Source organism: Embleya sp. NPDC025285, from assembly GCF_055558835.1.
Genome location: NZ_JBVHLU010000034.1, coordinates 81695 through 101148, shown reverse-complemented (window position 1 = coordinate 101148; position 19454 = coordinate 81695). Strand labels below are relative to the sequence as shown.

General features: G+C 72.5%; 20 protein-coding genes and 1 pseudogene. 12 read left to right on the top strand and 9 right to left on the bottom strand.

Annotated elements, in window-relative coordinates; genetic code table 11:
* The first annotated feature begins 96 nt into the window (after nt 1-96).
* The 4 genes from ACZ4FV_RS23635 to ACZ4FV_RS23620 all read left to right on the top strand — a co-directional run bounded on the left by ACZ4FV_RS23635 (nt 97) and on the right by ACZ4FV_RS23620 (nt 1620).
* On the top strand, nt 97-252 hold the full coding sequence (locus ACZ4FV_RS23635) for a hypothetical protein (RefSeq protein WP_465323213.1): 156 nt from the start codon (nt 97-99) through the stop codon (nt 250-252).
* Nucleotides 253-428: 176 nt separating this feature from the next.
* A complete protein-coding gene (locus ACZ4FV_RS23630) occupies nt 429-743 on the top strand; it encodes a GNAT family N-acetyltransferase (protein ID WP_395858735.1) in 315 nt (104 codons plus the stop codon).
* A 97-nt stretch (nt 744-840) separates the two neighbouring features.
* The gene (locus ACZ4FV_RS23625; protein WP_465323212.1) at nt 841-1089 is read left to right on the top strand and encodes a hypothetical protein; all 249 of its coding nucleotides are present in this window, start codon (nt 841-843) and stop codon (nt 1087-1089) included.
* 180 nt (nt 1090-1269) lie between these two features.
* Nucleotides 1270-1620, top strand: a complete 351-nt coding sequence (locus ACZ4FV_RS23620) for a GNAT family N-acetyltransferase (RefSeq protein WP_395858733.1) — start codon at nt 1270-1272, stop codon at nt 1618-1620.
* Between the two features lie 16 nt (nt 1621-1636).
* On the opposite strand, the gene ACZ4FV_RS23615 is transcribed toward ACZ4FV_RS23620, so the two are convergent.
* From ACZ4FV_RS23615 to ACZ4FV_RS23605, 3 genes are all read right to left on the bottom strand, one after another.
* Nucleotides 1637-2302 (bottom strand): LysE family translocator, encoded by a 666-nt coding sequence (locus tag ACZ4FV_RS23615; protein WP_395858732.1) that lies wholly within the window; start codon nt 2300-2302, stop codon nt 1637-1639.
* A gap of 91 nt (nt 2303-2393) precedes the next feature.
* Complete coding sequence (gene hisS / locus ACZ4FV_RS23610; protein ID WP_402231083.1) at nt 2394-3773, bottom strand: histidine--tRNA ligase; 1380 nt, start codon at nt 3771-3773, stop codon at nt 2394-2396.
* Nucleotides 3774-3973: 200 nt separating this feature from the next.
* Nucleotides 3974-4360: a MerR family transcriptional regulator gene (locus ACZ4FV_RS23605; protein ID WP_331770809.1), complete on the bottom strand. Its 387-nt coding sequence runs from the start codon at nt 4358-4360 to the stop codon at nt 3974-3976.
* A gap of 64 nt (nt 4361-4424) precedes the next feature.
* Here ACZ4FV_RS23605 and ACZ4FV_RS23600 point away from each other — a divergent pair, with 64 nt between their 5' ends.
* From ACZ4FV_RS23600 to ACZ4FV_RS23590, 3 genes are all read left to right on the top strand, one after another.
* Complete coding sequence (locus tag ACZ4FV_RS23600; RefSeq protein ID WP_395858730.1) at nt 4425-5642, top strand: MFS transporter; 1218 nt, start codon at nt 4425-4427, stop codon at nt 5640-5642.
* Between the two features lie 172 nt (nt 5643-5814).
* Nucleotides 5815-6594 (top strand): SDR family NAD(P)-dependent oxidoreductase, encoded by a 780-nt coding sequence (locus ACZ4FV_RS23595; RefSeq protein ID WP_402231078.1) that lies wholly within the window; start codon nt 5815-5817, stop codon nt 6592-6594.
* Between the two features lie 125 nt (nt 6595-6719).
* A complete protein-coding gene (locus ACZ4FV_RS23590) occupies nt 6720-7295 on the top strand; it encodes a GNAT family N-acetyltransferase (protein WP_465323211.1) in 576 nt (191 codons plus the stop codon).
* Between the two features lie 41 nt (nt 7296-7336).
* On the opposite strand, the gene ACZ4FV_RS23585 is transcribed toward ACZ4FV_RS23590, so the two are convergent.
* Nucleotides 7337-7639 (bottom strand): hypothetical protein, encoded by a 303-nt coding sequence (locus ACZ4FV_RS23585; protein ID WP_465323210.1) that lies wholly within the window; start codon nt 7637-7639, stop codon nt 7337-7339.
* Nucleotides 7640-7683: 44 nt separating this feature from the next.
* Here ACZ4FV_RS23585 and ACZ4FV_RS23580 point away from each other — a divergent pair.
* A pseudogene (locus tag ACZ4FV_RS23580) lies at nt 7684-8510 on the top strand (DMT family transporter).
* A 243-nt stretch (nt 8511-8753) separates the two neighbouring features.
* Nucleotides 8754-9590, top strand: a complete 837-nt coding sequence (locus ACZ4FV_RS23575) for a hypothetical protein (protein ID WP_402231071.1) — start codon at nt 8754-8756, stop codon at nt 9588-9590.
* Between the two features lie 313 nt (nt 9591-9903).
* Here the strand turns inward: ACZ4FV_RS23575 and ACZ4FV_RS23570 are convergent, their stop codons facing one another.
* Nucleotides 9904-10269 (bottom strand): MerR family transcriptional regulator, encoded by a 366-nt coding sequence (locus tag ACZ4FV_RS23570; RefSeq protein ID WP_402231069.1) that lies wholly within the window; start codon nt 10267-10269, stop codon nt 9904-9906.
* Between the two features lie 112 nt (nt 10270-10381).
* On the bottom strand, nt 10382-11146 hold the full coding sequence (locus tag ACZ4FV_RS23565; RefSeq protein WP_395858722.1) for an SDR family NAD(P)-dependent oxidoreductase: 765 nt from the start codon (nt 11144-11146) through the stop codon (nt 10382-10384).
* A gap of 680 nt (nt 11147-11826) precedes the next feature.
* Here ACZ4FV_RS23565 and ACZ4FV_RS23560 point away from each other — a divergent pair.
* A complete protein-coding gene (locus ACZ4FV_RS23560) occupies nt 11827-12879 on the top strand; it encodes a 2-dehydropantoate 2-reductase (RefSeq protein ID WP_395858721.1) in 1053 nt (350 codons plus the stop codon).
* A 33-nt stretch (nt 12880-12912) separates the two neighbouring features.
* Here the strand turns inward: ACZ4FV_RS23560 and ACZ4FV_RS23555 are convergent, their stop codons facing one another.
* The gene (locus ACZ4FV_RS23555; protein WP_402231065.1) at nt 12913-13887 is read right to left on the bottom strand and encodes a LysR family transcriptional regulator; all 975 of its coding nucleotides are present in this window, start codon (nt 13885-13887) and stop codon (nt 12913-12915) included.
* A gap of 280 nt (nt 13888-14167) precedes the next feature.
* Between ACZ4FV_RS23555 and ACZ4FV_RS23550 the strand changes: the two genes are divergently transcribed.
* Entirely contained in the window at nt 14168-14863 is a 696-nt protein-coding gene (locus tag ACZ4FV_RS23550; RefSeq protein ID WP_395858719.1) for a type 1 glutamine amidotransferase domain-containing protein, read from the top strand.
* 60 nt (nt 14864-14923) lie between these two features.
* Here the strand turns inward: ACZ4FV_RS23550 and ACZ4FV_RS23545 are convergent, their stop codons facing one another.
* Nucleotides 14924-16423: an MFS transporter gene (locus tag ACZ4FV_RS23545; protein ID WP_465323209.1), complete on the bottom strand. Its 1500-nt coding sequence runs from the start codon at nt 16421-16423 to the stop codon at nt 14924-14926.
* Between the two features lie 59 nt (nt 16424-16482).
* Here ACZ4FV_RS23545 and ACZ4FV_RS23540 point away from each other — a divergent pair, with 59 nt between their 5' ends.
* Entirely contained in the window at nt 16483-17667 is a 1185-nt protein-coding gene (locus ACZ4FV_RS23540) for an ROK family transcriptional regulator (protein ID WP_465323208.1), read from the top strand.
* 74 nt (nt 17668-17741) lie between these two features.
* On the opposite strand, the gene ACZ4FV_RS23535 is transcribed toward ACZ4FV_RS23540, so the two are convergent.
* Nucleotides 17742-18587 (bottom strand): serine/threonine protein kinase, encoded by an 846-nt coding sequence (locus ACZ4FV_RS23535; protein ID WP_395858716.1) that lies wholly within the window; start codon nt 18585-18587, stop codon nt 17742-17744.
* Between the last annotated feature and the right edge of the window lie 867 nt (nt 18588-19454).

Genomic DNA, 19454 nt, shown 5'->3' with positions numbered 1-19454 from the left:
CGTGCGCACCCCCTCCCCCCGAGGCGAAGGGCCCCCCCCCGCACACCCCCCCCCCCCCCCCCCCCCCCCCCCCCCGATGCCGAGGGGAACCACACGATGAGCATCCTGGCCGCGCTCGCCGCCGAGGTCACGCCGCTGCGGCTGCCGCTGGGCGCGGACGCGGTGGACGCGGTCGTCGGGCACCTCGACAGCGTGCGGTCCGAGATCGACACGTGGGAGAAGGTCGCACGCGCCACCACGTTCGCCTCCTGAGCCGGGTCCTGAGCCGGACCCCGAGCCGGGACCGCCGGGCCGATCCGGGTTGCCGACCCGGGCCGACCCGAGCCGACCCGGGCCGGTCGGGAGGCCCACGGGTCGCGGGCGGGCTCCTGGCGGTCGATACGGTGAGGATCCGGGTCGTACGTCCCGGTCCCGGACCAGGAGGCAGCATGCAAACGCGCGTGGTCGACAACCCGGCGCAGTCCCGCTTCGAGATCCATGCGGGCGGCGAGCCCGCCGAGCTCGCCGGGTTCGCCGAGTACTTCCTCGGCGACGATCTGATCGCGTTCATCCACACCGAGGTCGATCCGCGCTTCGCGGAGCGCGGTTTGGGCGACGTGCTGGTCCGGTCCGCGCTGGACGTCGCCCGCGAGCGCAAGGTCGGCGTGGTGCCCAACTGCGCCTATCTGCGGGCCTGGATGATCGAGCACCCGGAGTACCTCGACCTGGTTCCCGAGTGGCATCGGCCCACGCTGGGCCTGTGACCCGGCCGGGGGTGTCGGGGTCGGGGCCGTCCTGGCAATCTTGGCGTGTGAACGCCGCGGTTCGATCCGGGCCGTCGCCCGACGTCGGGAGGGGTCGATGACGAAATCCTTGCGGGACGAGATCGGACCGGAGCGGTTCGACGAGTTGATCGCCGAAGGGGTCCGGAAGGCGGTCGCGGAGTTGCACGCGGCGGGGCTGCCCGCGGTCGGCGGCGAGAACGGGCGCGTGTACAAGGTGTACGCGGACGGTACCAAGGTGTACGTCGACGAGGAGGAAGAGGGCGCGCGCGAATACCGGATATTCGCCGACGGAACCAAGGTGTACGTCGACGAAGCTCCGGCGTGATCCGCAGCACGTGCGGCGGGCGGCACGCGGTTCGGGCGGGTGGTGCCGGGGCGATCCGGGCGATGTGTCGGCCGGATACGGTGGGGTGCGCGGGCACGGTCGGCGGTGGGATCGACGTGCGTACGTGTGGACAGGAATGCCCGGGCCGCAAGTCCCGATCGTGACCCAGGAGGCAGCAGCATGGAAACGCGTGTGACGGACAACCCGGCGCAGTCCCGCTACGAGATATTCGTCGGTGTCGAGGCCGCCCCCGGAGCGTCCGTGGCTCCGCCGCTGCGGGCCACCGAACTCGCGGGCTTCGCGGACTACTTCGTCAGCGGCGACGAGGTCGCCTTCACGCACACCGAGATCGACCCGCGGTTCGGCGGCCGGGGTCTGGGCGGTCGGCTCGCGCGCGCGGCACTGGACGCGGTCCGGGAGCGGGGTCTCGCGGTGCTGCCCTACTGCTCGTTCATCCGGGACTGGATCGCCAAGCACCCGGAGTACGTCGACCTGGTCCCGGAGGACCGCCGCGACGCGTTCGGCCTGTGATCCCGCCGGCGTCGGCTCACGACTCGACGGCCATCCGGATGCCCAGCGCGACCATGACCCCGCCGGATGTCTGTTCCAACCTGCGCCGGACCTTGGCACGGCTCAGCACGGTGCGCATCCGGCCGACGAACCAGACGTACAGGCCGTAGTAGCCGATCTCGTACACCGCCCAGATCGCGGCCAGCGCCACCATCGTGGGCAACTGCGGCGCGCCGTGCGGGACGAACTGGGGGAGGAAGGACATCGCGAAGACGGCGGCCTTGGGGTTGGCCAGGTTCAGGGTCAGCGCGGCACGGTAGGCGCGTCGGCCGCTGCCCGGCTCGCGCTCGGCGCCCGCCTCGGCCCCCGCCCGGGCACCGGCGTCGGTCGAGCCGGCCGCGGTGAATCCGGTCAGGCCGTCCCGGCGGGCCGCGCGGATGGCCTGGACGCCGAAGCCCACCAGGACGACGGCGCCGACGATGCGCATGATGTCGTAGGCGAGTTGGGAGGCGGCCAGCAGACCGGTCAACCCGAAGGCCGCGGCGAGGCCCCAGACGAAGACCCCGGTCTCGTTGCCGAGCACCGCCAGGAAACCGGCCCTACGGCTCTGCAACGAATGTCGGATGATCAGCACCGAACTCGGCCCGGGACTTGCCGCGATGAGGGTGCAGGCGCCGAGGAACGCCAGAAGAGTGTGCGTCATGCCCGCATCCTGGCCCTCCACCAGTCCTCGATGCCATCGAATTCGGGCGGACGGCCCGGTCCGGCGCCCGCCACCGGCCGCCGAACCGGCACTACCGTGCGGTGACCGGCTCGACCTGCTCGGCCGGCTCGACCGGCAGCCAACCACGCGGGTCGGCCACGACCTGCTCGCCGGAGGCGAGTTCCTTCACCCGATGCGTTTCGCCGCGGTCCGCGCCCGCGCCCGCGTTCGCCTCGGCCCAGGGGAACCACACGTATGCGATGCCCTTGCGCAGCGCGTACCGCAGTTGCTTCTGCAGCTTGTCCGGCTGGTGGTAGACCTCGGTGCGGATTCCGCGAGCGCGCAGCGTCGCGGCGGTCCGCACCGACAGCGCGAACGACTCGGCGTCGAGCACCGCGACCAGCACCTGGGTGGGGCACTTCGGTCCGATCGGCAGCCGGCCCTCGGCGACCAGCTTGGCGAAGATCCGGGTGAGGCCGATGGAGATGCCCACGCCGGGCAGGGCGCGCCGGATGAACGACCCGGCGAGGTTGTCGTAGCGGCCACCCGAGCAGATGCTGCCGTAATCCGGGAATTCGACGAACTTGGCCTCGTACACCGTGCCCGTGTAGTAGTCGAGGCCGCGTGCGATGGACAGGTCAGCGACGACCGAGCCGGGCGACAGGTCGGCCAACGCGTCCAGTACGAAAGCCAGTTCCGTGAGCCCTTCGTCGAGCAACGAGTGTTCGACGCCCAGCGCGCGGACCTCGGTCACCACCGACGCGTCGGTGCCGCGAATCCCGGCCAACTTCAGGCAGTTCGCCACCTGGACGGCGTCCAGGCCGAGTTCGCCGGCGAGCAGGTCGCCGACCCGGCCGAGGCCCACCTTGTCCAGCCGGTCGACGATGCGGATCGCGGCCACCGGGTCCGCAATCCCGAGCCCGGCGTAGAAGCCCTCGAGGATCTTGCGGTTGTTGAGGTGGATCGTGAACGGGCCGATCCGCAACGCGGTGAGGATTTCGTGTGCGATGCGCGGCATTTCGGCATCGAAGTACAGCGGAACCCGGTCGACGTTGATCACGTCGATATCGCATTGCACGAATTCCCGGTATCGGCCGGCCTGCGGGCGCTCGCCGCGCCAGACGCGCTGGATCTGATAGCGCTTGAACGGGAAGACCAGGTCGTTGAAATTCTGCGCGGTATAACGCGCGAACGGCACGGTGAGGTCGAAGTGCAGGCCGAGACGGGCATCGCTGTCGTCGCCCGGGTCCGCTTGGAGTCGGTGCAGCGTGTACACCTCCTGCGAGGTCTCACCCTTCTTGAGCAGGACGTCGAGCGCCTCCACGGCGGGCGTCTCGACGGAGGTGAAACCGTACGACTCGAACGTGTGCCGAATGTGGTCGAGCCACCGCGTCTCGACCAGACGGACCTCCGGAAGCCATTCCGGAAAGCCGCTCAGCGGAGTCGGACGCAGTGGCGGGTCAGCGCGCACGATGGACACCATTTCCGGTCGGGGGCGCGAATCCGGGGTTCGGATCCGAGGTCGGGATCCGGCCTCGAATCCGGGCTCCGGATTCCGATTCGAGATTCCGATTCGAGATTCGGGTTCGAGATTCGGGTTCGGTAACCCTCACAGGACCGACCGGGGTTGGGCAAGGCAATTCATGGGCCGCGACCGTCGGTCGACGGGGGTCAGGAGGAGGTGGTGGTTGGCTGGGGAAGGCCTTCGCGTACCACGTCGAGGTATTCGGCGATCGCGTCCCGGTTGCGGATGAGGCAGTTGACGCGTTCGGTCATGCGATCGCGTTCGTGCTCCAGGGTGGCGATCATCTCCGGTGTCGCGTCCGGGAAATGGATGATGCGAGGCTTGTCGAGGCAGGGCAGGATCTGTTTGATGATCCGGGTCGGCAGACCGGCGTCGAGCAGGCCCCTGATCTGCAGCACCCGGTCGACGAAGAACTCGTCGTAGTCCCGATAGCCGTTGGGCGAGCGGTTCGCGACGATCAGGCCCTGCTCCTCGTAGTAGCGCAGTAGTCGGCGGGGGGTGCCGGTGCGCTCGGACAACTCTCCGATACGCATGTGATCCACCTCACGTCTCGTCGCTTGACCTTCACATCAATGTGAGGGTTCGAGCATACGCGGCATGACAAGTCAAAGTACGGCACCAGGCCCCTCCCACACGGAAACCGACGACCGCAAGTTGCCGATGGCGGCGCTGTTGGCACTGGCCACGGCGGTCTTCGTGACCAGCCTGACCGAGACCCTGCCGGCGGGCGTCCTGCCCGCGATGAGTTCCGACCTGGGGGTCGGCGAGTCCGCGATGGGACAGTCGGTGACGATCTACGCGGTCGGCACCGCGCTTACCGCGATCCCGCTCTCCAGGGCGACCGCCGGGTGGCGCCGCAAGCGGTTGCTGCTCGCCGCGATGGCCGGCTTCGCGGCGGCCAACACGGTCACCGCCGTCTCCGGCAACTACCCGCTGACCATGGTGGCCCGCTTTGTCGCCGGCGTGGCGGCGGGCGTGGCCTGGGCGTTGCTGGCCGGGTACGCCCGCCGGATGGCACCCGCGCATCTTCAGGGCAAGGCGATCGCGATCGTAATGGCGGGTATTCCGATCGCGCTGTCGCTGGGGGTGCCGGCGGGGACGTTCCTCGGCGACGAGTTCGGCTGGCGGGTCACCTTCTCGTTGATGACCGTGCTCGCCCTGATCCTGATCGGCTGGATCGTCGCGACCGTCCCCGAACACCCCGGACAACGACCGGAGGAACGAACGCCCCTGCTGCGCACACTGGCCATCCCCGGCGTGGCCCCGGTCCTGTTCGTCACCCTGGTCTTCGTCCTGGCGCACACCATCCTCTACACCTACATTGCCTCCTACCTGGACCGGCTCGACATGGGCGGCTCCACCGACGTGGTGCTGCTCGCCTTCGGCGGCGCGTCGCTGGTGAGCATCTGGCTGGTGGGCGTGTTGATCCACCAACGACTGCGGGCGCTCACCATCGCGGCCACGTTGTCGTTCGGCGCGGCGGCGGCCGTGCTGGCGGTGTTCTCGGACAGTCATGTCCTGGTCTACGGCGCGGTCGTGCTGTGGGGGCTCGGCTGGGGCGGCGTGCCCACTCTCCTACAGACCGCCGTCGGCGACGCGGGCGGCGCCGACGCGGACGCCGCGCAGGCGATGCTGGTCACGCTGTGGAACGCGGCGATGGCCGGTGGCGGCGTGGCCGGAGCGATCCTGCTGGACCTGGTCGGCACCGGCTCCTTCCCCTGGAGCGTGCTGGTCCTGCTGGTACCCGTACTCGTGGTGGTCCTCACCGCCCGCTCGCACGGGTTCCCGGCCCGGCGCCCGAGCGCGGCTTCCTGACCACCCGAGGCGAGACGCGGCGACGCGGGGCGACGCGGGCCCCGGGGCGATGCGGGGGGGGCGCCCGGTGGCGACTCGAGGCGTGGTAGGGCGAGGTGGTGGGCGAGGTGGATCGGTGGCGCGGCGCGATTGCCGGCGATGCGGCCGGCCGCGGTCCGTCTAGGGTTCCGTCATGAGCACGCACGCATACCTTTCCGAACTGTTCTCGCTGGAGGGTCGGGTCGCCGTGGTGACCGGTGGGAGTTCCGGCATCGGCCGAGCGATCACCCGGGCGCTGGCGCGGGCCGGGGCGAGCGTGGTGATCATTGCCCGACGCGAGGTGGAACTCGCGGCCACCGTCGACGAGTTGACCGCCCTGGGTGGCAAGGCGGCCTGGGTGAGCGCCGATCTGGGCAGCAGGGACGCCGTGCGCACGGCGGCCGACACGGCGGCCGAGGTGTACGGCGAGCCCGACATCCTGGTCAACTCCGCCGGGATCAACCTGCGTCCGCCGATGAACGAACTCGGCGACGACGTGTGGGCCGCCACGATGGCGGTGAACCTGGAGGCGCCCTACCTGCTGGGGCAGCGGTTCGGGCCCGGCATGGCCGAGCGCGGCTACGGGCGCATCATTCACGTCTCCTCGCAGCAGGCGCATCGCGCGTTCGTCCAGAGCGGCGCCTACGGCGTATCCAAGGGCGGCCTGGAGTCGCTGGCCCGATCCCAGGCGGAGGCCTGGTCGCAGTACGGGGTCACCAGCAACACGCTCGTGCCCGGGTTCGTGATGACCCCGCTCAACGCGAGGCTGGCCTCCGACCCGGAGAAGTCGGCCGCGCTGGCCGCGCGCACGATGGTCGGACGCAATGGCCTGGCCGAGGACTTCGAGGCTGCGGCGCTGTTCCTGGCGAGCCCGGGATCGGGCTACGTGACCGGCCAGTCGATCTTCGTGGACGGTGGGCTCTCGGTCCACTGACACGCGGAGTAGCCGGGCCGGCCGGTGCACCGCCGGCCCGGCTACGACGACCGGGCGCCTCCCCGACACCCCGACACCCCGGAAATGGTGTGGACGACCGGTCGGTTGTCGCCGATGATCCCGGGATGACAGATCCTCTCGATACCTCCGCCGCGCGCCCGTCGTCCGCCCCCTCGGAGCGGCAGGTTCGCTGGGTCTACCTGCTCGGTCGACCCCTCGGCGCGCTGGTGGCAGGCGACCTGGCCGAGGCCCGCCGGCAAACCGGCCTGGACCTCCCCGAGTTCTTCGTGTCCGACCGGGCGCGCGGCCTCTGGCGTCGCCGCTTCGACCAGGTGACGGCCGAACCCGAGAGCGCTCCGTGGCTCGCCCGGGCCGCGGTGTCCGAACCGGACGGCGCGGTGGTCGGCTATGCCGGTTTCCACGGGCCACCGGACGAGTCGGGCATGGTGGAGATCGGCTACACCGTGGTGCCCGAGGCGCGCCGCCGAGGATATGCCCGCGCGATGCTCGCGTCGCTGCTGGAGCGCGCGGCGCACGAACCCGACGTGTCCACCGTCCGGGTCACCATCTCACCGGACAACGCCGCGTCGCTCGCGACCATCCAGGGCTTCGGATTCGTCGAGACGGGCGAACAGATGGACGAGGAGGACGGCCTGGAGATCATCTTCGAGGTACCGGCCGACCACATCCTGGGATCCTGACCGCCGTGGGGCCGTGACGGCTGCGAGGCCGCGACCTTCCGTCAGTTCGGCCGGGGCCCGGATCGGTCGGTTGAGATGAGGGCGCGATGGAGGCGCTCGATGCCCTCGACCAGTCGCTCGGGGCCCTCGGCGCAGGCGTAGCCGACCCGCAGGTGTGGCGCGGGCGGCTCGGCGGTGAAGTACGCGTGCCCGGGGGCCACCGCGACACCGGCTCGCAGCGCGGCCGAGGTGAGCTCCCGTACGTCCCGGCCGTCTGGCAGCCGCAGCCAGAAGTGGTGGCCGCCGTACGGCAGTCGCTCCGGCAGCAACTCGGGCGACAGCCGGGCCGGCGCGCCGGCCACCACCTGCCGCCGATCGCCCAGCGCGGCGCGGCGCCCAGCGTGCGCAGGTGGCGCGGCCAGGCGTGCGCTTCCCGGCGACCGTGGGGCGCTGGACGGATTCGGCCCGTGGACGGTCACCGGTCTGCGCGGTCTGCTCGCGGCCGGGTTCGCCGGGGCCGCCCTGCTGGTCGTGCGGGCACCGCTGCCCACTCGGGTGGACCGGTTCGCCCTCGCCGTGGTCGCGGTCGGGTGCGTGCTCGGCTTCCCGCTGCCCACCACGCCCGCGTCGCAGACCTCGTCGACGGCGCACTCGGCGGCGTGATCGGCCTGCTGCCGCTTGCCACCACGGTCTGCTCGGTGCTGCGCACCGGCGAGCGGTCGAGCCGGACGTTCTGGGCGGCGGCGGTCGCGGGCGCGGTCGTGGTGTTCGCGTTCGCCGTGCGGCAGAGCAGCGGCGGCATCGGGCTCGCGGATGTGTACCTGTTCGGCGCGCTGGTGTTGTGTGCGGCCGGCTACGCGGAAGGCGGCCGACTGGCCCGGCACATGCCCGGGATGGCAGGTGATCGCGTGGGGCGTGGCGGCGGCGCCGGTCACCGCGCTGATCTCGGTGTCGGGGTTGGCCATCGAGCCGGTACACCTCGATACCCGCGGGGTGAGCGGGCTGCTGTATCTCGCGGCGGTATCGCAGTTCCTCGGCTTCGTCGTGTGGTGCCGGGGCATGGCGGCGATCGGCGTGCCGGCCGCGAGTCGGCTGCAACTCGCCCAGCTGTTGCCGACGTTGGGCTGGGCGGTGCTGATCCCGGGCGAATCGTTGACGCCCGCGATGCCGATGGCCGCGCTCGGCGTGCTCGCCTGCATCCTGCTGACCCAGCGGACCAGGACCGCGCGCCCTTGACCCATCGCGGCCCGAACGCGAGCCGGTTCCGGGCGGGTTCGGCGGAACCGGTCGGGGCGACGGTGCGTCACATCCGCGTTGCGCCGTTCGGCGCGCGGGTGTGAGGGGCGACGTGAGGTGGGGCGCGTGTTCGGAGCGGAAGCAGGACGGGGCGGCGGGCCCGCGTCGGTAGCCTCGGCTCTTGCGGGGGTGTTGCTGGTGGCCGGGTGCGGTGCCGGCGATGGTGGCGGCGAACCGCGTGTGATGAGCGACCCCGCGTCCCTGCTGTACGCGCCCGCCGCACCGGGCGCCCAGGAGGCGGGCGCCCGGGCCAGGACGGCCCAGGCGGCGCATCGATGGATCCGGGAGCGGCGGATGGACGCACCGCGCCCCTTCACGGTGACCGGCGGCTACCGGGACCAGGTCGGGGACCGGGAACCGGACCGGGGTGGCCTCGAGCCATCCCCGGTCGGCGGATGCATCGCCGTGGCACCGGAGTTGCTCCCCGCCCGGTCCCGCGACGCGGAAATCCGCTGGGCGGACGGGACGGTCGTGCACCGCACGTTGCTGCCGCCGGAACGGGCGTACGGGGAAAGGAGCATGCCGGGCCGACGCGACGGCGGGTGCGACCGCGGGAGCACGGCGGTGCCGACCGTGACCTCGGTCACGGCGGTGACGCTGGAGGTGGACACCACGTGGGGTCGGGCGACCGTGCCCGGATGGGAACTGGCCTTCGCGGATACGACGGTTCGCGCCGTGCGGATCGCGGTGGCGACGGATCCGTCGCCGCGCCGGGCCGGGGTCTCGGGTCCGGCGCCCGACCTGGTCACCGTCTCGGCCGACGGGCGCGAACTGACCCTGCGGTTCGCCGGCGCGCCCGACGTGCCGGGCCGGTGCGGCGCGGACTACCGGGTGGAGAGCACCCAACGTCCCGACGTGGTCGCGGTGGAGGTCGTCGCACGGGCGCGAGCGGCCACGCCCGGTGCGAAGGACGCGGCCTGCCCCCTGAACGAGGTTGCCCGCACGGTGACGACGACCCTGGCCGCGCCACTCGGCGACCGCCCGGTGATCGACACCACGGCGACGGCGATCCGACGCTGAACGGCTCGAATCCGGCCACGCGCGAGCCGGCCCGAAGCTCGGCGCACCGAAAGCCTCCGAGGCACGGCTTCCTCAGGCGGCAGTCCCCGTGCCGAGGCCCCGTCCGGCGCCGCCCCCCGGCGCCCTGATCTCCCCGCACGAGGGCTTCCGTGCCCGGAGCCCTCGTGCGGGGGCTGACACCGACGCTTTGCCGGCGGCTCGCGGGGCCGCTCGGCCCGGTCCGCCCCGGCTTCCCGGTCCCTCGGGCGACCCAGCCCCGGGGATGCCGGTTGGTACCCGGTCGCAGGGGTGTCGCGCGATCCTCTCGGCCGGGTCAGGCCACCGGGCGGATGCGGTCGACGCCGGCTCGGCGCAGTGCCGTCGCCAGGTTGTTCCGGGCCTCGGTCTGGGCCGCGATGCGGGCGTCCAGTACGGCCAGTCGGTCCAGCGCGATCCGCACGGCGGCGGCGGACGGCGGGCGGGCGACGACGTCCAGGCAGGGCAGGAAGGCGCGTACGTCGTCCAGGGTGAGACCGACGCCGAGCAGGTCACGGATCGAGCGGACCCGGGCCACGTCGCGCTCGTCGTAGACCCGATAGCCGTTCGCCGACCGGGCCGACTCGATCAGCCCCGCCTGCTCGTAGTGGCGCAACGCACGCGGCGTCGCGCCGGTCGCCTTCGCCAGTTCACCGATCCGCATCCGGACACCTCCGCTGCAACCACACCTATCACGAGCGCGCGCCGCGCATCCCACCCGGCACGGTGCGGGGAGTGAGCGCCCACCCGCCGCCCCCGCCTCGAACCGCCGCCGACTAGGAGATCACCGCACCCCCGTCGACGGGCAGGATCACGCCCGTGACGAAGGACGCGCCCGGTGCGGTCAGAGCCGTGACGGCCCAGGCGACCTCCTCGGGGTCGCCGATCCGGCCCAGCGGGGTGTGGGCGAGTTGCCAGGCGCGGATCGCGGCGCGTCGTTCGGGGCTCCAGCCCTGGTGGTCGGCGATCGGCGTGGTGATCGCGCCGGGTGCGACCGCGACGACCCGCACGCCGCGCGGAGCCAGCTCGACCGCCCAACTGCGGGTGAGCAGTTCGAGGGCGGACTTGCTCGCCGCGTACAACGAATTCCCCGGCCACGCGCGCTGCCCGACCGAGGTGGTGATGTTGACGATCATCCCGCCGGAGCTCTCCAGCACCGGCAGTGCGGCCTGGGTCAGCAGCACCGGCGCGACCAGATTGGTGGCGAGCAGCGGGTCGATCATCTCGCGCGTGTACGTGCCCAGATTGCCGGTGCCCACGATGCCCGCGTTGTTGACGAGCACATCGAGCCGCCCGTGGGTCTCGGCGACGGTACGCACGATCCGCTCCGGCTCGCCCTCGGCGGTGATGTCGGCGGCCAGCGGCGTGATGCGCTCGTACCCGTCCGCGGTCTCGCCGAGCGGCTCGGCCCGGCGCCCCACCGCGATCACCCAGGCGCCCTCGGCGGCGAAGGCTCGTGCGGTGGCCCGTCCGATCCCGGTGCCGGCACCGGTGACCAGGACGACGCGGGCGGGGCGGGAGTCGTTGTCGTTCGAGTTCATGCCGTGATGCTCCAACCCTGCCGCCAACGACAGGGTCAAGCAGCCGAGCCCGGGCCACGCCGTTCGGTCTCGCGACCAGCGCGAACCGCCGCGATCACCGCGGACGCCGCGACCGGACTCGACCTCGAGGTCGGCTCCTCGGTGACGGCACTGCTCGAGTCGACCGAGGTCTCGCCCGCCACCGTCCGACCCACGGCAGGACGCCCGCCGCCGGTGCACGGCGGCGGTACCGTTGCCGAAGTCGGCGGTGCCGACCGCGAGCTCGAAGCGCGCTCCCCCGTCGCCGATTTCCCCGGTGCGTCCCGCCCACGACGTTGCCTTGCGGCCGGGGGATCCGGGCCTGTGCGGCGTCCGGCGCCCTGCCGGAGAGCCCGCGGATGTTCCTCGACCACAACGGCTCCCGGACCCGCACCGCACGTGACCCGCACGTACACATCGACACCGTGCATCACCGCGCCGTGCACAACCGCGCCGTGCACAACCGCGTCGCCCGGGCAGAGCGCCCGGCCGACCGCGACCTCACCCGCCTCGACCTGCGTGCGGCGCTGCCGTTCCTGCGTTGCCGCCGCGCGCGGCGGGCGCGGGTGGTCGGGGCCGGAGGCATCGAACGTGGGTGCGGGTGGGGACGTAGGCTTGCGGATCGGTTCGATGGCTGATTCATCCGTAGGCGGAGGCTGTACATGTCCCAACCCGCTCCACGTTCGCGGACCCGGCCCCGGGTCGCGGTCTTCGGTGCCGGCAGTGTCGGCTGCCAGCTCGGTGGTCGGCTCGCCGCGTTCGCCGATGTCACGCTGATCGGCCGGCCGTCCGTGCTGGACGCGCTGGCGGACGGGTTGACCGTGACCGGCGCGGGCCGCCCGCCGACCGTGGTCGCGCCGGAGCTGTTGACCCTGGCCGAGTCGCCGGACGCGGTGGCAGGCACCGACTTCGTACTGGTCACCGTCAAGTCGGCGGCGACCGAAGAGGCCGGGCGGGCCCTGGCCGGGCGGCTCGATCCGGCCGCGATCGTGGTCAGCCTGCAGAACGGCGTCCGCAATCCGGCCGTACTGCGGGCCGCGTTGCCCGGGCACACGGTGTTGGCCGGCATGGTCCCGTACAACGTGCTGCGCACCGAGCCCGCCGTCTTCCATCAGGGCACGTCAGGCGCGTTGATGATCGACGCGAACCCCCGGGTGATCCCGCTCGTGGACGTGTTGGTCGAGGCCGGCATCCCGGTGCAGGTGCGCGAGGACATGCCCGAGGTGCAACACGCGAAGCTGCTGATGAACCTGAACAACGCGGTCAACGCGCTGTCCGGACTGCCGCTGCGCGATCAACTCGGTCAACGCGACTACCGCACCTGCCTGGCGCTGTGCCAGGGCGAGGCGCTGGCGGCGTTCCGGGCGGAGGGCATCCGGCCGGCCAAGCTCGGGCCCGCGTCCGCCGCGCGCAATCGGCAACTGCTCGCGCTGCCCGATCCGCTGTTCCGCCGGCTGGCGGGTTCGACGCTGCGCATCGACGCGAAGGCCCGGTCGTCGATGTGGGAGGACCTGCAGCGGGGCCGGCGGACCGAGGTCGACAGTGTGCAGGGCGAGATATTGGCGATCGCCGAACGCAACGGGCTGACCGCGCCCGCCAACGCGCGCATGATCGAACTGATCCGCGAGGCGGAGGCCGCGCCGGCGGGGCAGGCCCGACAGTGGAGCGGTCCGGACCTGCTGGCCGAACTCACCACGGCGGTCGCCGCCGGCTGACCCGGGTGTCCGCGCCCGTGGGGGTCGGCGGTGTCACCACGTGCGGGCCGCCCGGACCAGATGTTCGTGGACCATGGTCAGGTGCGGGTGGTCCGCGGTGCCCGCGCGGCGGACCAGAAAGCCGGTGTTGATGGGTGGGTCGTCGGGCGTGAGCAGCGGGACCAGCGCGCCGGAGGCGAGTTCCGCCGCGCACAGGTAGCGGGGGAGTACGGTCAGGCCCGCGCCGGCGACCACCGCGGTCAGCACGCCGCGCAGGTCCGGGACCGTGATGGCGGCTCGTTCGGTGAGCCGGGTGCCGAACACGTGACGCCAGTAGCGGCGGGCGATCGGCAGGTCCTCGGCGTAGCTGATCACCGGTACGCCGCGCAGCGCGACCGGGCCCTCGGCGGCGACTCGATCCGGCCCGATCCGCTCGGCCCAGGTCGGCGCCGCGACCAACACGAACTCCTCGTCCATCAGCGGTACGGCCGCCAGCGTGCGTCCGCGCGGCCGGATCGTGGCCAGGACCAGGTCGTGTCGACCGGCGCGGAGTCCGTCGAGCAGGTCGTCGGTCATTCCGGTGGTGATCCGCAACAACACGCCGCGCTCGATCAGCGGCGCGAGCGCGGGCAACGCGCGCACACACAGGATCTCGGCGGGACCGGCCAGGTGCACCGGCTCCGCGGGAGTGTCCGCGCCGAACCGGTCCCGCTCGGCGACCTCGGCCAGCGCGTCCAGCGGGTCCGCGACCCGGATCGCCAGGTCGTCCGCGATCGGTGTGGCGGCCACGCCCCTGGGCAACCGCTCGAAGAGCGCCCGGCCCAGTCGGCGCTCGAGCGCGCGGATCTGGGTGGTGACCGTGGGCTGGGACAGGCCGAGGACGCGTGCGGCGCCGGTGAACGAGCCGGCGCGGTGCACCGCCAGGAAGGTGCGCAGCAGGGTCAGATCCAGCGGGCCGCGCGCGACCGGGTCCGGTATCGACGCCGACCCGGTGTCCGAAGGCAACCCATCGGAATCTTCATGGCTCATGGTGGAGAGCCTATTTGAATCCCGATGGGTCGGCGATCTAGGTTCGAGTCCGACGGCGCGACGCCACCGACGGCGGGTCGCACCGAGGGCGCCGCACCGACGCGACGCACCGGGGTCGCCGCACCGGCCGCGACGACCGACCGGGTGGATTCGACGGCGAACATCCGACGATCCGAACGCCGCGACGATCCGACGCCGCGACGCACCCACACACCGACGAAGCGATCACATGATGGCTCCCGAGCGGACCCGCTCGGCGGCGCCGAATGGAGAGAGACTCATGGCGAAGATCCTGTTCGTGCTCACCGGTTCCGACCACTGGACGCTCGCCGACGGCACGCGGCACCCGACCGGCTTCTGGGCCGAGGAGGCAGCCGCCCCGTTCGAGGCGTTCACTGCGGCCGGCCACGAGGTCGTGGTCGCCACCCCGGGTGGCGTGGAACCCACCGTCGACCGGGCGAGCCTGGCGCCCGAGGTGAACGGCGGCCCCGACGGGGTGGCCGCGGTGACCTCCGCGCTGGAGCGGTTCACCGCGCTGCGCACGCCGATCGACCTGGCCGACGTCGACCTCGCCGACTACGCCGCCGTCTTCTACCCCGGCGGCCACGGGCCGATGGAGGATCTCGCGGTGGACGCGACCTCCGGTGCGCTGCTCACCGCGGCTCTCGACTCGGGCAAGCCGCTGGGGGTGGTCTGCCATGGGCCGGCCGCGCTGCTCGCCGCGAAGCGCGCCGACGGCACCTCGCCGTTCGCCGGCTACCGGCTGACCGCGTTCACCAACGCCGAGGAGACCCAGGCCGACTTCGCGGACCGGGCCGAGTGGCTGCTCCAGGACCGCCTGACCGAACTGGGAGTCGATTTCCGCGAGGGCACTCCCTGGGCGCCCTACGTGGTCGTCGACCGCAACCTGTACACCGGCCAGAACCCCTCCTCCTCCGCCCCGTTGGCCGCCGAACTGGTCAAGGCCCTGGGCTGACCCGAGCGCCGACCGGCGCCGCCCACGTGCGGCGGCGCCGGTCGGTTCCGTGCTCGGGTGTCACCGGCCGTCCGTCGGAAGGGGTGACACCGAGGTCACCGCGCCCGACGTGGACGTGCCGACCAGGGCGGGCGGCGCCAGGTTGCCCGGAGCGGAGGGTGCGTCGCCCGGGCCGGCCGGCCCGGTGTCCGTGCCGCGCGGGGCGGCCGTGGGACCGAGCATGCGGGCGGCCGGGATCAGGATCGCGGTGAGCACGGCGACCACCGCGAACGAGGCGCTCAGCGACGCGCGGTCGGCGATGCCGCCGACGAGGGCGGGGGCGATCAGGCCGGACGTGTAGGTGACCGTGGCCACGCCCGCGATGGACTGACTCGGGTCGTCACCGATCCGCCCGGCCGCCGCGAAGGTCAGCGGGAGGACGGCGGACACGCCGACGCCGAGCAGCGCGAAGCCGAGCGCGGCGGGCAGGGGGGAGTGCGCGGTCGCCACCAGGATCGCGCCGATCGTGGCCAGCACCGCGCCGGCCCGGACCGTACGGGTCACCCCGAACCGGTCCACGACCGTGCCGGAGGCCAGCCGGGCGATGGCCATCGTGCAGGCGAAGCCGGTGTAGGCGAGGGCCGCGACACCGGGGGAGGCGTCCGCGACCTCCCTGAGGTGTACCGCGCTCCAGTTCATCCCGGCGCCCTCGGCGAAGATCGCGCAGAAGCCGACCGCGCCGATCACGAGCACCGGGCGGGACGGCAGCGCGAAGCGTGGCGGGGCCTTCGCGCCGGCGGTGGGACGCGCGTCGAGCAGGTTGCGGCCGGCGAACCAACCCGCCGACGCGAGCAGCAGGGCCAGGATGGCGAGGTGTACGCGGGCGTCGAGCCCGGCGAACGCGGCGGCCGCGCCCAGGCCGGCGCCGATCAGCGCGCCCGCGCTCCACATTCCGTGCAGCAGCGGGAGCGTCGAGCGACCGAGCCGCCGTTCGACCACGAGTCCTTGCGTGTTCATCGCCACGTCGGACATGCCCGCGCCCACGCCGAACACCAGCAACGCCGCGCACAGCCACGGCAGACCCGGCGCGGAAGCGGGCAGCAGCGGCACCGCGCACCACAGCGCGATCAGGCAGCGCAGCGCGGTCCGGCCGCCGTGTCGGTGCACCAGCGACGCGGCCAACGGCATCGCCAGCGAGGCACCGACGGCGGGCGCGGCCAGCGCGAGTCCCAATTGGCCCGGGCTCAGATCGAGGTGGTCCTGAAGCCAGGGCAGGCGGGACGCGAAGCCGCCGCCGACCGCACCGTGCACGGCGAAGATCAGGCTTGCCGCGATCCGGGCCCGACCGGCCTCGGCGACCTCGGTGGTGGACGGATCGGGCGGTGGCGGTGGTGCCTCCGTTGCCGTGGGCGGCGGGGCGGAGGAGGCGAGCGGCGAGACGTCGGGCGTGTGCGACGGCGATCGCGGCGGTGTCGGTGAGGTTGCCGGCGCAGGCGTCTGCGAACTCGCCTGCGCGGGCTTCTGCGAAGGCGGGGTCGAGGGCAGGCCGGCGGTGTTCGGCGACATGGAAGTCTGCGTCATGGTGCGATAAATTATCAGGCAGGGTTCCTGAAAGAAAGAGTCTGCGAGGATCGCTATCCATGACAGCCGCCCACACCGCGACGCCGAGCACCGCCCGTGCGATCAACGACCGCCTGGCGCTCGATCTGCTGATCGAGCACGGCCCGTTGACCGCCTCCCAGCTCAAGACCCTCACCGGACTGTCCCGGCCCACGGTCGCGGATCTGGTCGAACGCCTCGGCGGCGCGGGCCTGATCCACCTAGTCGGCGAGGCGGGCGAGCGACAGCGCGGCCCGAACGCGCGGCTGTACGGCATCGTCGCCGAGCGCGCCCACATCGCCGGCCTGGACGTGCGTGTGGGCGGGGTGGAGGTGGCCGTCGCCGACCTGGCCGGCCGGACCGTCGCGACCGGCGCGCTGGCGATACCGCCGGATCGCGATCCCGTACAAGCCCTCGCCGATGTGCTCGAACTGCTCGACGACGCGGCGACCCGGGCCGGCGCCGACACCCTGCACACCTTCGGGATCGGCGCTCCCGGCCTGATCGACCCGGTCTCCGGCAACCAGCGCTCGGCCGACTTCCTGCCGGGCTGGCACGCCCTCCTGGTGACCGCGCTGCGCGAGCGCGGGCGAGTGGTCCTGGAGAACGAGGTCAACCTCGCCGCCATCGCCGAACAGCGCCTGGGCGCGGCCCAAGGTCTGGACACGTTCGTGCTGGTCTGGCTCGGTCAGGGCATCGGCGCCGGCGTGATGCTGGACGGGCGGCTGCGTCGGGGAGCGTCGGGCGGCAGCGGTGAACTGGGCTTCCTCCCGGTCCCGGGCACCGATCACCTGCCCTCGCGCACCGACTGCAAGGGCGGTTTCCACACGCTGGTCTCCGGTGTCGCGATCGAGGAACTGGCCGCCCGACACGGCTTCACCGGCAATGCCGTGGAATGCGTCCGGGCGGCGGCCGAGCAGGAGGGTTCGACGCGGCAGGCGGAGGCGGGTGCGGCGTTCCTGGACGAACTCACCGGCCGGGTGGTGCTCGGGGTCGCCGCGCTGGCGGTCATCCTCGACCCGGGTTGCGTGGTGCTGGGCGGCGAGACCGGACGGGCCGGCGGCACGGTGCTGGCCGATCGGGTGGAGGCCGCACTCGCCGAGGCGACTCCGCTGACCACCCGGGTACTGGCGGGCACGGTGCCCGGCAACGCGATTCTGGACGGTGCCGTGCTGACCGCCCTCGACGAGGCGCGCGACGACCTGTTCGGCCGACCTCGGCGCTGAGTCCGCCGGATGTCACGCCTTCCGGTGGGCGCCCGAAGTGCCGGACGTGCCCGAGGCGTCCGGGGCTCGCGTACTCACACCCGGTGGGAGCCGGAGAGCAGACCGGCGGGCGCGACCGCGCACCACGCGTCGAAGAGTTCGGTGACGTTCGGGTAGCGCTCGGCCGGGTCGCGTCGGGTCGCCCGCTCGACCACGGCGAGTTGCGCCAGCGTGCCGCGCCACGCGCGTTCCTCGTCGCCCGCGTCCAGCAGCAGGCGCAGCGTGCGGCCGAGCAGGAACACGGTGCCGGTGCGGGTGACCAGCGCGCCGCGCCTACTGTGCTCGGGCGGCATGTACCGGGTGGACCCGGACAGCCGCGCGCAGTCGAGCACGAACGGCGCGCTGCGGTATTCGTCCAGGTCGATCAGGTGCACGCGACGCGCGTCGAAGTCGTACAACACGCACCCGTCGTACCAGTCCACGCCCACATAGCCGGCCGCGTCGATCAGCCGGTGTGCGTCGAGGATCGCGTCCAGGGCGGCGTGTACGTCGTCCAACGGCAGCGCCCGGAAGCGGGCGAGCGGCGAGGCCGCACCGGTGCGCAACTGCTTGCCCGCGCGCTTGACCGTCGAGTGGTACAGCACCTCGCCCGTGCGCCACGGCCCCACCGTCACCGGAACACCATTGGCGTTGAACGTGTGCAGCACCGGCACGATCGCCGGGTGTCGTACGTGCGCGTGCAGGTCGATCGCGCGGCGCAGGCTGAGCGCGGACGCGGGGTTGGGGCCGGTCTTGACGAACCAGTTCCCCTCGGCGTGCACGCCGTAGGAGACCGCGCCGGAGTCCTGGTCGCCGAACGTGGTGTGCACGGTCCCGATCGAGCGCAGGAAGTCGGCAGGGTCCTGCGCGGTGTCGATGGCGTCGAGCAATGGGTGCGGCACGGCGGTGGGCCTTTCCTGGCGGGTGTTCCGGACCCGCCGCCCGGGTGTCGGCAGCGTGGAGACGGATCGAGCCTGTGGGCATCGGGTCCTTGTAGGCGACGGTAGCGCCCTCGGGAAGGGCGATGGGGCGTTTTCGGTGGAAGCCCCGCAGATGAGGGGCCTGCCAGGGGTGCCAGGAAGGCGGAAAGGAACACGAATTCGGGGGACTGTGTCAGCAAGCGCGGCAATTGCGCGGCCGCTCCCCGGAGCGACCTCGCACCGTCTCGCGGCCTCGGTTTCCATGCCGGATCGGCCCGAGGAGGCGGAGCGCGGTGGGCCCGCCACATCCGCCTCGTCCGCCGTGCCGCGGATGGATACCTCCCCAAAGGTTCTCCACAGCGCTCTCGGATCGGTTCGGGTGGTTCCCGGGCCGACAGACGATTATCGGACACAACCACCAACTCCGCTGCCCCACCCGCCGCTGTGAACGAGCGGGGACCGAAGTCAGGCTCCCTGAAACGAGGTTCGGCACACTGCAACGAGGTTCGCCACGTCGAGCCGCGCTTGCCGACGCCCGATACCGCTTGACGGGCGAGGGGCCGCCGATGCGCCTCCGACAGCGGGCGGTCGTCGTTGCGTCGGTTGGGGACCCGGGGAGTTGCCCGCGGGTGTGTGGGGGGCGGGGTATGGTTGGGGGATGCGGTTTACAGCGGGTCAGAGTTGGTGGCGCTCCACTTAGGGGCGACCACCATTCGTGCATGACCAGGGTCGTTCGGACGGACGGCCCTTTTTTGTGCCCTGGATCAGGGATGGGTGCCGTCGGGACGGCGATCCGCCCACAGACCAGGAGACAGATCATGACCGGCACGCCGAACACCACGATGCACA

What these genes read in the sequence shown, in the direction of transcription:
- ACZ4FV_RS23540 (WP_465323208.1), top strand. Translation starts at nt 16,483, where the DNA reads ATGACAGCCGCCCACACCGCGACGCCGAGCACCGCCCGTGCGATCAAC.
- ACZ4FV_RS23570 (WP_402231069.1), bottom strand. Translation starts at nt 10,269, where the DNA reads ATGCGGATCGGTGAACTGGCGAAGGCGACCGGCGCGACGCCGCGTGCG.
- ACZ4FV_RS23625 (WP_465323212.1), top strand. Translation starts at nt 841, where the DNA reads ATGACGAAATCCTTGCGGGACGAGATCGGACCGGAGCGGTTCGACGAG.
- ACZ4FV_RS23635 (WP_465323213.1), top strand. Translation starts at nt 97, where the DNA reads ATGAGCATCCTGGCCGCGCTCGCCGCCGAGGTCACGCCGCTGCGGCTG.
- ACZ4FV_RS23555 (WP_402231065.1), bottom strand. Translation starts at nt 13,887, where the DNA reads ATGAGCCATGAAGATTCCGATGGGTTGCCTTCGGACACCGGGTCGGCG.
- ACZ4FV_RS23595 (WP_402231078.1), top strand. Translation starts at nt 5,815, where the DNA reads ATGAGCACGCACGCATACCTTTCCGAACTGTTCTCGCTGGAGGGTCGG.
- ACZ4FV_RS23575 (WP_402231071.1), top strand. Translation starts at nt 8,754, where the DNA reads ATGAGCGACCCCGCGTCCCTGCTGTACGCGCCCGCCGCACCGGGCGCC.
- ACZ4FV_RS23560 (WP_395858721.1), top strand. Translation starts at nt 11,827, where the DNA reads ATGTCCCAACCCGCTCCACGTTCGCGGACCCGGCCCCGGGTCGCGGTC.
- ACZ4FV_RS23615 (WP_395858732.1), bottom strand. Translation starts at nt 2,302, where the DNA reads ATGACGCACACTCTTCTGGCGTTCCTCGGCGCCTGCACCCTCATCGCG.
- ACZ4FV_RS23630 (WP_395858735.1), top strand. Translation starts at nt 429, where the DNA reads ATGCAAACGCGCGTGGTCGACAACCCGGCGCAGTCCCGCTTCGAGATC.
- ACZ4FV_RS23545 (WP_465323209.1), bottom strand. Translation starts at nt 16,423, where the DNA reads ATGACGCAGACTTCCATGTCGCCGAACACCGCCGGCCTGCCCTCGACC.
- ACZ4FV_RS23605 (WP_331770809.1), bottom strand. Translation starts at nt 4,360, where the DNA reads ATGCGTATCGGAGAGTTGTCCGAGCGCACCGGCACCCCCCGCCGACTA.
- ACZ4FV_RS23565 (WP_395858722.1), bottom strand. Translation starts at nt 11,146, where the DNA reads ATGAACTCGAACGACAACGACTCCCGCCCCGCCCGCGTCGTCCTGGTC.
- ACZ4FV_RS23620 (WP_395858733.1), top strand. Translation starts at nt 1,270, where the DNA reads ATGGAAACGCGTGTGACGGACAACCCGGCGCAGTCCCGCTACGAGATA.
- ACZ4FV_RS23550 (WP_395858719.1), top strand. Translation starts at nt 14,168, where the DNA reads ATGGCGAAGATCCTGTTCGTGCTCACCGGTTCCGACCACTGGACGCTC.
- ACZ4FV_RS23590 (WP_465323211.1), top strand. Translation starts at nt 6,720, where the DNA reads ATGACAGATCCTCTCGATACCTCCGCCGCGCGCCCGTCGTCCGCCCCC.
- ACZ4FV_RS23600 (WP_395858730.1), top strand. Translation starts at nt 4,425, where the DNA reads ATGACAAGTCAAAGTACGGCACCAGGCCCCTCCCACACGGAAACCGAC.